At 42.1% G+C, this 14,207-nt stretch carries 14 protein-coding genes; all 14 read left to right on the forward strand.

The features are described 5' to 3' along the window. Positions 1-150 precede the first annotated feature (150 nt). Positions 151-2,364: a single-stranded-DNA-specific exonuclease RecJ gene (gene recJ, locus P7J58_RS00605; RefSeq protein ID WP_408555313.1), complete on the forward strand. Its 2,214-nt coding sequence runs from the start codon at positions 151-153 to the stop codon at positions 2,362-2,364. Next, complete coding sequence (locus P7J58_RS00610; protein WP_408555312.1) at positions 2,343-3,512, forward strand: DUF3114 domain-containing protein; 1,170 nt, start codon at positions 2,343-2,345, stop codon at positions 3,510-3,512. The genes recJ and P7J58_RS00610 overlap by 22 nt, the downstream gene beginning before the upstream one ends. A 14-nt stretch (positions 3,513-3,526) precedes the next feature. Next, entirely contained in the window at positions 3,527-4,039 is a 513-nt protein-coding gene (locus P7J58_RS00615) for an adenine phosphoribosyltransferase (RefSeq protein WP_002937136.1), read from the forward strand. 103 nt (positions 4,040-4,142) lie between these two features. Then, on the forward strand, positions 4,143-5,084 hold the full coding sequence (metA, locus tag P7J58_RS00620) for a homoserine O-acetyltransferase MetA (protein ID WP_398587814.1): 942 nt from the start codon (positions 4,143-4,145) through the stop codon (positions 5,082-5,084). 9 nt (positions 5,085-5,093) lie between these two features. After that, positions 5,094-5,768, forward strand: coding sequence for a DnaD domain-containing protein (locus P7J58_RS00625; protein WP_024399480.1), 675 nt, complete (start codon positions 5,094-5,096; stop codon positions 5,766-5,768). Between the two features lies 1 nt (position 5,769). Further along, positions 5,770-6,453 carry a tRNA (adenine(22)-N(1))-methyltransferase gene (locus tag P7J58_RS00630; RefSeq protein WP_105183908.1) on the forward strand — a complete coding sequence of 228 codons (684 nt, stop codon included), beginning with the start codon at positions 5,770-5,772 and terminating at the stop codon, positions 6,451-6,453. Then, positions 6,443-7,237, forward strand: a complete 795-nt coding sequence (locus P7J58_RS00635; protein ID WP_408555311.1) for a Nif3-like dinuclear metal center hexameric protein — start codon at positions 6,443-6,445, stop codon at positions 7,235-7,237. The genes P7J58_RS00630 and P7J58_RS00635 overlap by 11 nt, the downstream gene beginning before the upstream one ends. Before the next feature lie 103 nt (positions 7,238-7,340). Next, on the forward strand, positions 7,341-8,165 hold the full coding sequence (locus P7J58_RS00640; RefSeq protein ID WP_408555310.1) for a ZIP family metal transporter: 825 nt from the start codon (positions 7,341-7,343) through the stop codon (positions 8,163-8,165). A gap of 97 nt (positions 8,166-8,262) precedes the next feature. Beyond that, positions 8,263-9,132, forward strand: coding sequence for a glucose-1-phosphate thymidylyltransferase RfbA (gene rfbA / locus P7J58_RS00645; RefSeq protein ID WP_408555309.1), 870 nt, complete (start codon positions 8,263-8,265; stop codon positions 9,130-9,132). After that, positions 9,132-9,725: a dTDP-4-dehydrorhamnose 3,5-epimerase family protein gene (locus P7J58_RS00650; RefSeq protein ID WP_044752187.1), complete on the forward strand. Its 594-nt coding sequence runs from the start codon at positions 9,132-9,134 to the stop codon at positions 9,723-9,725. Before rfbA ends, P7J58_RS00650 begins: the two co-directional genes overlap by 1 nt. After that, on the forward strand, positions 9,725-10,210 hold the full coding sequence (locus tag P7J58_RS00655) for a phosphoribosylanthranilate isomerase (RefSeq protein WP_408555308.1): 486 nt from the start codon (positions 9,725-9,727) through the stop codon (positions 10,208-10,210). The genes P7J58_RS00650 and P7J58_RS00655 overlap by 1 nt, the downstream gene beginning before the upstream one ends. A gap of 189 nt (positions 10,211-10,399) precedes the next feature. Then, positions 10,400-11,446, forward strand: a complete 1,047-nt coding sequence (rfbB, locus tag P7J58_RS00660) for a dTDP-glucose 4,6-dehydratase (RefSeq protein WP_002937117.1) — start codon at positions 10,400-10,402, stop codon at positions 11,444-11,446. Between the two features lie 54 nt (positions 11,447-11,500). Further along, positions 11,501-12,352: a dTDP-4-dehydrorhamnose reductase gene (gene rfbD / locus P7J58_RS00665; RefSeq protein WP_408555307.1), complete on the forward strand. Its 852-nt coding sequence runs from the start codon at positions 11,501-11,503 to the stop codon at positions 12,350-12,352. Positions 12,353-12,568: 216 nt separating this feature from the next. Further along, a partial coding sequence (locus P7J58_RS00670) for a GBS Bsp-like repeat-containing protein (RefSeq protein WP_408555306.1) occupies positions 12,569-14,207 on the forward strand: 1,639 nt, incomplete at its 3' end.

Genomic DNA, 14,207 nt, shown 5'->3' on the forward strand with positions numbered 1-14,207 from the left:
ACTATTCGTTCTTCATGGAGCAAGGGATCGACATTCTGTTTCGGTCTTACCTTGCTCCATTTTTCTTGGAAAATGATATAATAGAAAGATAGTTTATACTCGGAAAAGTTACAGGTTACTTGTGATTTTGAGTATTAAGGAGTAAAAAACGTGATAAAACCCAATTATGACTGGCAATTATTGACCGGTTTTTCTGATGAACAATTTATCAAAATTGCTAAAAAAGAAGGAGTGGACCCGGTAGCGGCTAAGTTGCTGTATGAACGTGGCATCCATTCGGCGGAAGAATTGCATACTTTCTTACAACCAAGCTTAGAAGACCTTCACGATCCCTATTTACTACATGATATGGACAAGGCGGTAGAGCGGATTCGCCGAGCAATCGAAGATTACGAACAAATTTTGATTTATGGAGATTATGACGCAGACGGCATGACCTCGGCATCTATTCTGAAAGAAACTCTGGAGGAAATGGGGGCAGAAGTCCAAGTTTATCTTCCCAACCGTTTCACAGATGGCTATGGGCCGAATCAGTCAGTTTACAAGTATTTTATCGAGCAGCAGGGGATTTCTCTAATTGTGACGGTGGACAATGGCGTAGCGGGTCATGAAGCGATTGCCTATGCCCAGGAAATGGGTGTCGATGTTGTCGTGACAGACCACCATTCCATGCAGGAAACCCTTCCCAATGCCTATGCGATTGTACATCCAGAGCATCCAGATGGAAATTATCCCTTCAAACATTTGGCAGGTTGCGGTGTGGCTTTCAAATTGGCCTGTGCCCTTCTTGAAACGGTTCATGTAGACTTGCTGGATTTGGTCGCAATTGGCACCATCGCTGATATGGTTAGCCTAACAGGCGAAAACCGTGTCATGGTCAAATATGGTCTCTCGCTTCTCAAACAGACTGAGCGAGCAGGTTTGCAAGAGTTGATAAAGATAGCTGGTATTGACATAGACAGTATTGATGAAGAAACAGTTGGTTTCCAACTTGCTCCGAGGCTGAATGCCCTTGGTCGACTTGATGATCCTAATCCAGCCATCGAATTACTGACTGGTTTTGATGACGAAGAGGCCCATGAGATTGCTCTCATGATTGACAGTAAAAATGTCGAGCGTAAGGATGTCGTCCAAGCAATTTACGATGAAGCAAAAATCATGCTCCGTCATGATAGACCTGTTCAAGTTCTGGCTAAAGAAGGTTGGAACCCAGGTGTTTTAGGGATTGTAGCAGGACGCCTACTAGAAGAATTGCACCAGCCTGTTATCGTCTTGTCTATTGAAGATGGTAAGGCAAAGGGTTCGGCTCGTTCTGTTGAAGCGGTTGACATTTTCAAGGCCCTTAAAGATCATCAGGACCTATTTATCGCCTTTGGTGGCCATGCTGGTGCAGCAGGTATGACCTTGGAAGTTGACAAACTCGAAGAGCTTGCTCTAACCTTGGCAGACTACATTATCGAAAATAAATTGGATTTATCCAGCAAGTCTTCGCTGGTCTTAGATGAAGAATTGGATTTAGAGGAATTAACCCTAGATACTCTAAAATCTTTCGAGAAGCTTGCGCCTTACGGCATGGATAATAAAAAGCCTGTATTCTACATCAGAGACTTTCAGGTGGAATCAGCCAGAACTATGGGGCAGAATAATGCCCATTTGAAACTACGCATTACTAAAGGTGCTGCTGGATTTGATGTGGTTGCTTTTGGTAAGGGCAATCTAGCCTTGGAATTTTCACAGGCCAAGGGCTTAGAACTAGCTGTTACCTTGTCTGTCAATCAATGGAATGGCAATACCAGTCTTCAGCTCATGTTGGTTGATGCTCGGGTCAATGGTGTTCAACTTTATAATATTCGTGGAAAACAACATCCTATTCCTGCAGGAGTCCCAATTTTGGACATTGAAAATCCAGTAGCAGATAACAAAGCAATTGTCTTAGCTAACTTGCCTGAGGACCTCAGTAGTCTGCGTAGCTATTTTCAGGAAAGAGAATTTGAAGCCATTTATTTTAAAAATGAAATTGCCAAACCGTACTATCTAGATGGTTATGGTAGCCGAGAACAATTCGCTAAATTGTATAAGACCATTTACCAATTTGATGAGTTTGATGTCCGCTACAAACTGAAAGATTTGGCTGGTTACTTAAAAATTAAGGACAGTCTCTTGGTCAAAATGATTCAGATTTTCCAAGAATTAGAATTCGTCACGATTACGGATGGGGTCATGCGGGTCAACAAAGAGGCGCAGAAGCGAGAGATTTCAGAAAGTCAAATATATCAAGAATTGAAAGAAACAGTTATCCAACAAGAGTTGATGGCGCTTGGCACCGTTCAGGAAATTTATGAATGGCTATGTGGTCGCGTTTGATGACAGTAGAAGCTCTGGTTGTTGTTGGAGTGATTGGAACGCTTCTCTACACTTATAGGTTTTTCAGGCAAAAAAGCCTGTTGAAAAATCTTGAACAGATAACCGAAATAAAGCACGCACTGATTGAATTACGGCGAGTAGGATGGTCAGAAAGAGCCATCAAAAAGGTTTTCCTGAAACAACTGTTGCCTCTAAAACAAGAAGACATCCCAGCATTTGTTCAAAATTTCATAAAAGAAGCTACTATTTTTGCCTCAACTAGCTTTTATCAGTTGATAAAAGTTGATCGTCGCTCTTTAAGCCAAGAGAAAGCGACGGCTTTATTGGAGCAAAGTATGAATATGTTAGATTTTCCTGAGGAATTAAGTCACGGGATATTACCTGAACTTTTGCAGAAGATGGATGTAAATTGTCCTCCACACCATCCATTTTGGCGGTACTTTGCTAAGCTAGTTGATAAGGCTTTTCCAGTTCGGGAATTAGAAGTCAAACGGCCGTTAAACAGACAGGTCCATCAACTACGCTACCTTATTTCCTATCAGCAGGCTTTTTGGGTACGTCAGCAGTTTGGAAAAGGAAAAACAGACTGGCAGGCTCTAGTAGCCTATTTACGTAGCCTACCTCGGTGGTCTTACCGCTTACGAGAATCTGCCCGCCTACACAATAAACAACTGTTCGGAAAGAAAAATCAGAAGACCTTGCCAGTCAATATGAAGATTTTGATTCATTTTCACAGCGAATTTATCCTAAATCAAGATGGACAATTTGCCTTGATTTTAGAAGAACGACCTCAGGTCAATGGCGTGGTAAACGGGGCTTCCTTCAATTATGCCAGAGCTAATAATAAGCGCCATAGACAACTTGATATGGCTCCAGTTGGCACGCAGGATCCCGTTTTTCGGAAAGAATTGCTACGCTCAAAGATGGGAGTCTATTTATCGCCTACTCGCTTTCGTCGCTACCAAAAAGGAAGAAATGAGGTTGGCTGGGAGCAGTCTTACTTTAATCAGCAAGGAAGCTTTTCCTATGGTGGGCATAGCAGGGCAGCTTGTGTGGCGAATGTGAGGAGACGATTTGCTAAAGATATAGGTCTGAAATGTACCAAAAAACAATTTCATGGTATAATGAAGAGTAAAAATTATTTTTAAAAAGAGAGAGACAAATGAACTTAAAAGATTACATCGCAACAATTCCTAACTATCCAAAAGAAGGTATCGAATTCCGTGACATTAGCCCTTTGATGGCGGATGGAAATGCTTATAGCTATGCAGTACGTGAAATCGTTCAGTATGCGACAGATAAGCAAATCGATATGATTGTTGGGCCAGAGGCGCGTGGTTTCATCGTTGGATGTCCAGTTGCCTTTGAATTGGGAATCGGTTTTGCACCAGTTCGTAAGCCAGGTAAGTTACCACGTGAGGTTATCTCAGCTGACTATGAAAAAGAATATGGTGTAGATACATTGACGATGCATGCAGACGCAATCAAACCAGGACAACGTGTCTTGATTGTCGATGACTTGTTGGCAACTGGTGGTACTGTAAAAGCTACGATCGAAATGATTGAAAAGCTTGGCGGTATCGTTGCTGGCTGTGCCTTCTTGATTGAACTAGATGATTTGAAGGGCCGCGAAGCAATCGGCGATTACGACTACAAGGTTTTGATGCACTATTAATCTAAGGTTATAGCCAAAACTTATAACTGGTCCTATTTTTATTCTAATTGAATTGCATAGCAACCTGTCTTATAATAAATATAAGAAAATTGGGAGGTTGCTTATGCCAATTAAAATTGAAAAATCATTACCAGCAGTTGAAATTTTGAGAAAAGAGAATATTTTTGTGATGGATAGTGACCGAGCTAGTCATCAGGACATCCGTCCTATCAAAATCCTTATTCTCAATCTCATGCCACAGAAGATAGTGACGGAGACTCAGTTGCTCCGTCTTTTGGCTAACACTCCTTTACAGCTAGAGGTTGAATTTCTCTACATGGCTAGTCACGAGTCCAAAAATACACACTCGGACCATTTGAAGCAGTTTTATAAGACTTTTGAGCAGGTCAGGGATAGCTATTTTGATGGGCTCATCGTGACAGGAGCACCAGTTGAAAACTTACCTTTTGAGGAAGTTGATTACTGGCAAGAACTTACTCAAGTTTTTGATTGGTCAAAAACACATGTTTATTCAACATTGCACATTTGTTGGGGTGCACAGGCTGGTTTGTATGCACGCTATGGTGTACCCAAATACAGTATGTCTCGAAAACTATCAGGCGTATATTGTCAAGAAGTGACTAATCCAACTAGCCCTCTTATGCGTGGGTTTGACGATGAATTTCGTTCACCACACTCCCGTTATACGGAAGTAAGAGAAGCAGATATTGCCCATCTGAGTGGGTTGACGATTTTATCACAAGGTCCAGAAGTTGGCCTATCCATTTTAGCCAGCAAGGATTTAAGAGAAATTTATAGTTTTGGACATTTAGAGTATGATAGGGATACCCTAGCTAAGGAATACCAACGTGATTGTATAGCTGGAAAAAATCCCCATTTACCGGAAAATTATTTCAAAGAAGATGACCCTACAAGCAAACCATCTCTCTCTTGGAATTTACCAGCAGCACAATTCTTTACCAACTGGGTGAATTACGCTGTCTATCAAGAAACTCCATACGACTGGCATATCTTTGAACAATCAGCCCAGTCAGCTAGTCTTTAAAGAGGAAGTATGAACTATTCACAGCAATTTCGTCAGGGACATTTGGTCCTGCCAGCAGCAATATTATTCCACTATCAAGAGCTTTTTCCGTCGGCAGATGATTTTTTGATTTGGCAGTTTTTCTTTTATCAAAATTCTTCAGCTATCGAATCATTAGCACCTAGTGAGATTGCTCAAGCTACTGGTAAAACAGTTGCCCAGGTCAATCAAGCTATTGAAAATCTCCAAGATGCTGGACTCTTAGAATTTAAGACAATCAGTATTGCTGGTGAAATTGAAATGATATTCGATGCGCTTCCTGCTTTTGAAAAATTGGATGCTCTGTTAACTCCAAAACAGGCAGTTGAGATTGTGCAACCAGAGAATGATTTGAAGACCTTGGTGGGTGATTTTGAACGTGAATTGGGCCGCTTTTTATCGCCGTTTGAAATCGAAGATTTGCAGAAGACTATTGAGGATGACAAAACTTCGATTGATTTGGTTCGTGCAGCCTTGAAAGAAGCTGTTTTTAACAACAAAACAAATTGGAAATACATCCAAGCTATTCTACGAAACTGGCGCCGTGAGGGAATTACTACAGTTGCGCAAGTAGAAGCGAAAAATGCAGAAAGAGAAATTCAGACTCCTAAGAATGTGACTGTTTCAAGTGACTTTCTTGATGCAATGGATCTCTGGAAAGATTGATATGGAAACAAAATTATCTAAAAGGCTGGAAACAGTCGCAAGTTTTGTCCCACAAGGGGCACGTCTAGTTGATGTAGGGAGTGACCATGCTTATCTCCCTCTTTTTTTGGTAGAGCAGGGGCGTATTGATTTTGCCATTGCGGGGGAAGTCGTTCAAGGTCCCTATCAGTCAGCGCTCCAGAATGTAGAGCAGGCGGGACAAACAGAAAAAATTCTAGTCCGTTTAGCAAATGGCTTAGGTGCGTTTGAGATGTCTGACCAGATGACTGCCGTGACCATAGCAGGTATGGGAGGGCGCTTGATTGCGGAAATCTTAGAAGCAGGAAAAGAAAAGCTTGCGACCATTGAACGGTTGATACTCCAGCCAAATAATCGTGAAGATGATGTGCGTCGATGGTTGGAAAAAAATGGTTTTAGATTGGTTGCTGAAAAGATTCTGGAAGAAAATGGCAAGTTATATGAAGTCCTCGTTGCAGAATCAGGACAGATGAGATTATCAGAAGTTGAACATCGTTTTGGTCCCTATCTATTAGAGGAGGCTTCGCCAGTTTTCGTCAAAAAGTGGAGAAGAGAACTTGAAAAATTAAGTTTTGCTTTGGAACAAGTTCCATCTGAACGCCAAGGTGACCGCTTTGCCATTTCCCAAAAAATCCAACAAATTCAGGAGGTACTCCATGTTAGCTAGTCAGGTTATTGAGCGCTATCAAGCCTTTTGTCCCCCTTCTTTAGCTATGGAAGGCGATGTCAAAGGGCTGCAAATTGGTACCCTTAATAAAGAGATTCAACGTGTCATGGTGGCTCTGGATATTCGTGAGACAACAGTGGCAGAGGCGATTGATAAAAAGGTGGATTTGATTATCGTCAAGCACGCCCCGATTTTTCGTCCAATAAAGGATTTGGTGGCTGACAATCCGCAAACTAAAATGTATCTTGATTTGATTAAGCATGATATTGCAGTCTATGTCAGTCATACAGATATTGATGTGGTTGAGGGTGGTCTCAACGACTGGTTCTGTGAACTATTAGAAATTCAAGATACTACCTACTTGATTGAAACTGCCGAGGGGCAGGGGCTTGGTCGTGTGGGGACAATAGCAGAGCAGACTTTGGAGGATTTGGCTTTGAAAGTCAAGTCTGTCTTTGGTCTAGATGCTGTCCGTCTAGTGACCTATGGGCATCAAGCCAAGCAGTATGTCAGCCGTGTAGCCATCTGTGGAGGCAGTGGTGGTTCCTATTACCATGAGGCTCTTGCCAAGGGAGCAGATGTTTACATCACAGGCGATATTTACTACCATACGGGTCAGGATATGTTGACACAAGGCTTGCTGGCTATTGATCCAGGCCATCATATCGAAGCCTTGTTTATCAAGAAAATTGCTGAATTGTTGGAAACATGGAAGGCAAATGAAGATTGGGATGTCGAAATTCTACCTTCAACTGTTTCAACCAATCCGTTTAGACACCTATAAAAGTCACAAAAGTTGTGGCTTTTTCCTGTCTTTCTCTTGATTTTTTAGGGTAGTTAGGGTATCCTAATTATCATACTATGCGCGGTTAAAAAGGAGATGTGAAATGGCTTGGTTTTCGGAACAGTCTGTGGTCATACAGGCTTTAATTGGTGGTTTATTTACATGGTTTTGTACTATTCTGGGTTCAGCCATTGTCTTTTTCTTTAAGACGGTCAGTCGTCGTTTGCTAGATACCATGTTAGGTTTTGCAGCAGGTGTCATGATTGCGGCCTCTTTCTGGTCCTTGTTGGCTCCGTCGATTGAATATGCAGAGGTTTCCTATGGCAACTTAGCCTGGATTCCAGCAGCAGTAGGTTTTGCAGCAGGTGGTATTTTTTTACGCTTGGTAGATGCCTGGGTTCCGCATTTGCATTTGGGAAATGATAAAGATAAGGCAGAAGGTGGTGGTGAGAAGGAGAGAAAAAATCTATCCAAAACAGCCCTGCTCTTCTTAGCTATTACGATTCACAATATTCCTGAAGGCTTGGCGGTCGGTGTGACATTTGGTGCCCTTGCTTCTAACTATAGTCCAGCAGCTCTTATCGGCGCAATCGGTCTTGCTATTGGGATCGGTATACAAAATATTCCTGAAGGTGCAGCCTTGGCTATTCCAATTCGTACAGACGGTGCATCTAGGTGGAAAGCTTTTTACTGGGGATCAATGTCAGCGATTGTCGAGCCGATTGCAGCAGTCATAGGGGCTTTTGCGGTCACCTTTATGACACCTATTTTACCTTATGCCCTTTCCTTTGCGGCAGGAGCCATGATTTTTGTCGTTGTAGAAGAGCTCATTCCAGAGTCGCAGACAAATGGCAATACGGACATTGCAACTCTGGGCTTAATGGCCGGTTTTATCATCATGATGATTTTGGATGTTGCCTTAGGATAATTTGTTAAAGTCTGTTGTTACAGGCTTTTTTCTTATGACAATATCTTTTAAAATATGGTATAATGAACTGATATTAATTTAGGGAAGGTACTCTTATATGAAAGGTATTATTCTAGCTGGTGGGTCAGGTACACGCTTGTATCCTTTAACGCGCGCAGCTTCAAAACAGTTGATGCCCATTTACGACAAACCAATGATCTATTATCCACTGTCAACCTTAATGTTGGCCGGGATTAAAGAAATCCTGATTATTTCAACACCTCAGGATCTTCCTCGTTTCAAGGATATGCTTGGAGATGGCTCAGAGCTTGGTATTAGTCTGTCTTACGCTGAACAACCGAGTCCAGATGGCTTGGCACAAGCCTTTATCATCGGTGAAGACTTTATTGGCGCTGACAATGTAGCCTTGATTTTGGGCGACAACATCTACCATGGAAATGGTTTGACCAAGATGTTGCAACGTGCAGCCAGCAAAGAAAAGGGAGCGACTGTCTTTGGTTACCAAGTAAAAGACCCAGAACGTTTTGGTGTTGTTGAGTTTGACGCAGATATGAATGCCATCTCTATCGAAGAAAAACCTGAAGAGCCAAAATCAAACTTTGCTGTTACTGGTCTTTATTTCTATGACAATGATGTTGTGGAGATTGCGAAAAATATCAAGCCTTCATCTCGTGGCGAGTTGGAAATCACAGATGTCAACAAGGCTTACTTAGAACGCGGCGACTTGTCTGTTGAGCTTATGGGTCGTGGATTTGCTTGGTTGGATACAGGTACGCATGAAAGCCTCTTAGAAGCAGCTCAATACATCGAAACAGTTCAGCGCTTGCAAAACGTTCAAGTGGCTAACTTGGAAGAAATTGCTTACCGCATGGGCTACATTACAAAAGAACAAGTACATGAATTGGCGCAGCCACTTAAGAAAAATGAATACGGACAATACTTGCTCCGTTTGATTGGAGAGGCCTAATGACAGAAAACTTTTTCGGTAAAACACTAGCCGCTCGCCCAGTTGAAGCTATTCCAGGAATGTTAGAATTTGACATTCCTGTTCATGGCGACAACCGTGGCTGGTTCAAGGAGAACTTCCAAAAGGAAAAAATGTTGCCTCTCGGCTTCCCTGAAAGCTTCTTTGCAGAAGGGAAATTGCAGAATAATGTTTCTTTCTCCCGCAAAAACGTTCTTCGTGGTCTTCACGCAGAGCCTTGGGATAAATACATTTCAGTAGCAGACGGCGGTAAGGTTTTGGGAACTTGGGTCGATCTTCGTGAAGGAGAGACCTTCGGTAATACCTACCAAACCGTTATCGATGCTTCAAAAGGTATTTTCGTTCCGCGCGGAGTAGCCAATGGTTTCCAAGTCTTGTCAGATTTCGTGGCTTACAGTTACTTGGTCAACGACTACTGGGCTTTGGAGCTTAAGCCTAAGTATGCCTTCGTCAACTACGCTGACCCGAGCCTTGACATCCAGTGGGAAAACCTAGAAGAAGCAGAAGTTTCAGAAGCAGATGAAAACCACCCATTTCTCAAGGACGTCAAGCCTTTGAGAAAAGAGGACCTCTAATGTTTCAAGCCTTTTTGGAAATAGCAGAGCAGTTAAACAAGTTAGGAATCACTCCCTTGTTAATGGGCTCAGTTGGTTTGGAAAGGCGCACAGAGAGGGACTGGCAGGCAGGTGATTTAGATATTCATGTTCCAAGTGATCCACGTGGCTGGGAAGCCCCAGACGACGAACGGATTTATCGTGCGGATGAGCTGATTGCCATGATGAATCAACTCGGCTATGTCCTGGTTGACCGTCACGAACATGAATTTCATAAAGACGGCTTATCTGTTGAATTCGGAGGCCTGCATTCACTGCCTGAATTTGCTGGTGTAGAGCTAGAAGATTTGGAAGAACTAGAAACAGCAGGTGTTCGCTATTACCTACCGACACTTGAACAATACCTGAAAATTTACCAAGCCTCTTCAAAAGATTCCTACCGTGCAGAAAATAACAATCAAAAAGATTTTGCTAAGATTGCTTACTTGAAAGAAGTATTGAAGTAGTCTGGTAATGCAAGAGGGCGAGCATCGCGAGCCCAAAGCGATAGTTTCCGCCGTAGTGAAAATACATAATCTTACAGGGGAAATTTTGAAACCTTAGGTTCAAAATTTAGCCGTGAAACCGAAGGTTTGCTGGCGTCCCCACTGCCTAAGGAAACTATCAACTAAAGAAAAAACTTTTCGGAGAAAAAAATGTCTCAATTTAAAAATATCATCGTAACTGGTGGAGCTGGTTTCATCGGTTCAAACTTTGTACACTATGTTTATAACAATCATCCAGACGTTCACGTAACTGTTTTGGATAAACTTACTTATGCAGGAAACAAGGCTAACTTGGAAGCTATTCTTGGTGACCGTGTTGAGCTGGTTGTTGGCGACATTGCAGATGCTGAGTTGGTTGACAAATTGGCTGCTAAGGCAGATGCAATCGTTCACTATGCGGCAGAAAGCCACAACGACAACTCTCTCAACGATCCAAGCCCATTTATCCATACCAACTTTATCGGTACTTATACTTTGCTTGAAGCGGCTCGTAAATACGATATTCGTTTCCACCATGTATCAACTGACGAAGTATATGGCGACCTTCCTTTGCGTGAAGATTTGCCAGGTCATGGTGAGGGTCCAGGTGAGAAATTCACTGCAGAAACCAACTACAACCCATCATCACCTTACTCATCAACCAAGGCTGCTTCAGACTTGATTGTTAAAGCATGGGTCCGTTCATTTGGTGTCAAAGCAACTATTTCAAACTGTTCAAACAACTACGGTCCATATCAACACATCGAGAAATTTATCCCACGCCAAATCACCAACATCTTGGCAGGTATCAAGCCAAAACTGTACGGTGAAGGTAAAAACGTCCGTGACTGGATTCATACCAACGACCACTCGACTGGTGTTTGGGCAATCTTGACAAAAGGCCGTATGGGTGAAACGTACCTAATCGGTGCTGACGGTGAGAAGAACAACAAAGAAGTGCTTGAATTGATTCTTGAAAAAATGGGTCAACCAAAAGATGCTTATGACCACGTGACTGACCGTGCAGGACACGATTTGCGCTATGCTATTGACGCAAGCAAACTTCGTGACGAGCTTGGATGGACACCACAATTCACAGACTTCTCTCAAGGTTTGGAAGAAACGATCCAGTGGTACACAGACAACCAAGATTGGTGGAAGGCTGAAAAAGAAGCAGTTGAAGCCAACTATGCTAAGACACAGGAAGTTATTAAATAAGACTATTAAAGGCTAGGGCTCTTGCCCAAGCCTTTCTTGAAATGAGGAGCAAATATGATTTTAATTACAGGTGCAAATGGTCAGTTGGGTACGGAATTGCGTTATCTCTTGGATGAGCGTGGTATCGAGTATGTTGCCGCTGACGTAGCAGAAATGGACATCACGGATGCCGACAAGGTGGATGCCTTCTTTGCAGAAGTTAAGCCAAGCGTTGTTTACCACTGTGCAGCCTATACAGCTGTTGATATGGCAGAAGATGAAGGCAAGGAACTCAACTACAAGATCAACGTAACAGGTTCTGAGAATGTTGCTAAAGCGGCAGCTAAATACGGTGCAACCCTTGTCTATATCTCTACAGACTATGTCTTCAATGGTGATTTGCCAGTCGGTCAAGAATGGCAAGTAGATGACCAACCAGATCCGCAATCTGAATACGGTCGTACCAAGCGCTTGGGTGAGGAAGCAGTTGAGAAATTCGCAGACAAGTTCTACACTGTTCGTACGGCTTGGGTTTTTGGTAACTATGGTAAAAACTTTGTTTTTACCATGCAAAACCTTGCGGAAACCCACGATACCTTGACAGTTGTCAATGACCAACACGGTCGCCCAACCTGGACACGCACACTTGCGGAATTTATGGTACACCTGGTGGACACCAAGCAAGCATTTGGCTACTATCATTTGTCAAACGATGCAGCAGAAGATACGACTTGGTTTGACTTTGCGACGGAAATCCTTAAGGATACTAATACCAAGGTATTGCCAGTGGATTCTAGCCAATTCCCAGCCAAGGCTAAGCGTCCATTCAACTCAACCATGAGCTTGGATAAGGCAAAAGCCACAGGCTTTGTCATCCCAACTTGGCAAGAAGCTTTGGAAGCATTCTACAAACAAGAGAAAAAATAACTTACATATCGATTTTGTGCACGGAAATATTGAAATGGAAGCTCTTAAATTAATTAAGGGCTTTTTCATTTAGATGAATGTTACTAATTGGGAAATAAAAAAATAGGAAAAACCTTTTCAGTCTATAAAAAGTGTGCTATAATTAATCAGTGTATACTAATTTTGAGATAATTAATATCGCAATTTTTTAGCATATTGGAATAGAAGGAGTATTTTGTGAAAAAGAAATCATTATTATTTCTTTCCTTGTGTGCTTGGACACTTCAAAGTCATCTCGTTCAAGCAGATACCATAGTGGATGCTGCAAGCCAAGCATCGCAAGAAACAGAAATGTCTAGTTTGTCAAACTCGAATATTTCAGTAAGTCAACGAACATCCCTAGCAGTTGCAAATGAGGGGACGAAACAATCGAAAACGTTAGTAGCTGAAAATACGACAGTTTCAAGTCTTCAAACGCCTTCATCTGAGATTGTTGGCTCTGCTAACAGCATGAGTGAATTAACAAACCAAGGCGAATCTATAGCCGATAGTACAACTATTTCCAATGAAGTAAAACCTGATCAGGAAACAACTTCTTCAAATGCTATTTCTGTAACATCAGGCGTTTCTTTGACAAAAGAAACTGCTTCCGTAGCAAGCTCGACAAGTTCAACTTCTGCAGGCACAGGCAATACAGTTACAACGCCTAGTACAAATGTTGCTGCTAAATCTACGGTTTCTAGTTCAAGCCAATCAACGACAAGTACGCAGGCATCTAATGTAGTTGCAATCGAAAACGTTAATGCAGTAAATGGGAGTTTCGATGTACGTGTATCAAAAGTTTCTTCTCCCAAAGAAATTAAAGAAGTATATATTCCAACTTGGTCGGAAGTGAATGGTCAAGATGATATTATTTGGTATGCAGCCAAACGTCAATTAGATGGCAGTTACCTAATTAATGTAGATAATGCCCAACATAAAAAATCTGTTGGAAAATATCATTCGCATGTGTATTATCTAGCTACAGATGGTAGTTTATCTGCAATCGGTGCAACCTCAACAGTATTGCCAGAACTTAAAGCCAGTGGGAAAGTTTCTGCAGTGAATGTCAATCAAGGTGCAGGTAGCTTTGAAGTAAAAATTAGCGATATAGTTGCGCCTAAAGGGATAGCTAAGGTTCTTGTTCCGACCTGGACAGAATCAGGAGGTCAGGATGATATTGTTTGGCATGAAGCATCACGCCAGTCAGACGGTAGCTATCTTGCAAGAATTAACAAAACTCAACATAAATATGAATCTGGTAAATATATCTCCCATGTTTATTATCGAGGTCACGATGGAAGTATGACCGCTATTGGCGGAACTAGTGTTGAATTGCCAGAATTAAAACCTACAGGCACCATCACAATTGAAAATCGTAACGATGCCCAAGGGACCTTTGATGTTCGTGTTACTAATGTTTCATCACCGCGTGGTTTAGACAAAGTCTATGTTCCGACCTGGACAGAATCAGGAGGTCAGGATGATATTGTTTGGCATGAAGCATCACGCCAGTCAGACGGTAGCTACCTTGCAAGAATTAACAAAACTCAACATAAATATGAATCCGGTAAATATATCTCCCATGTATATTTGTTAGAGCAAGATGGTAGCTTATCAGGCATTGGTGCAACCTCAGCGGCATTGCCAGAACTTAAAGCCAGTGGGAAAGTTTCTGCAGTGAATGTCAATCAAGGTGCAGGTAGCTTTGAAGTAAAAATTAGCGATATAGTTGCGCCTAAAGGGATAGCTAAGGTTCTTGTTCCGACCTGGACAGAATCAGGAGGTCAGGATGATATTGTTTGGCATGAAGCATCACGCCAGTCAGACGGTAGCT

Origin of the sequence: Streptococcus suis, from assembly GCF_046032535.1 — a bacterium.
GTDB lineage: Bacteria > Bacillota > Bacilli > Lactobacillales > Streptococcaceae > Streptococcus > Streptococcus suis_AK.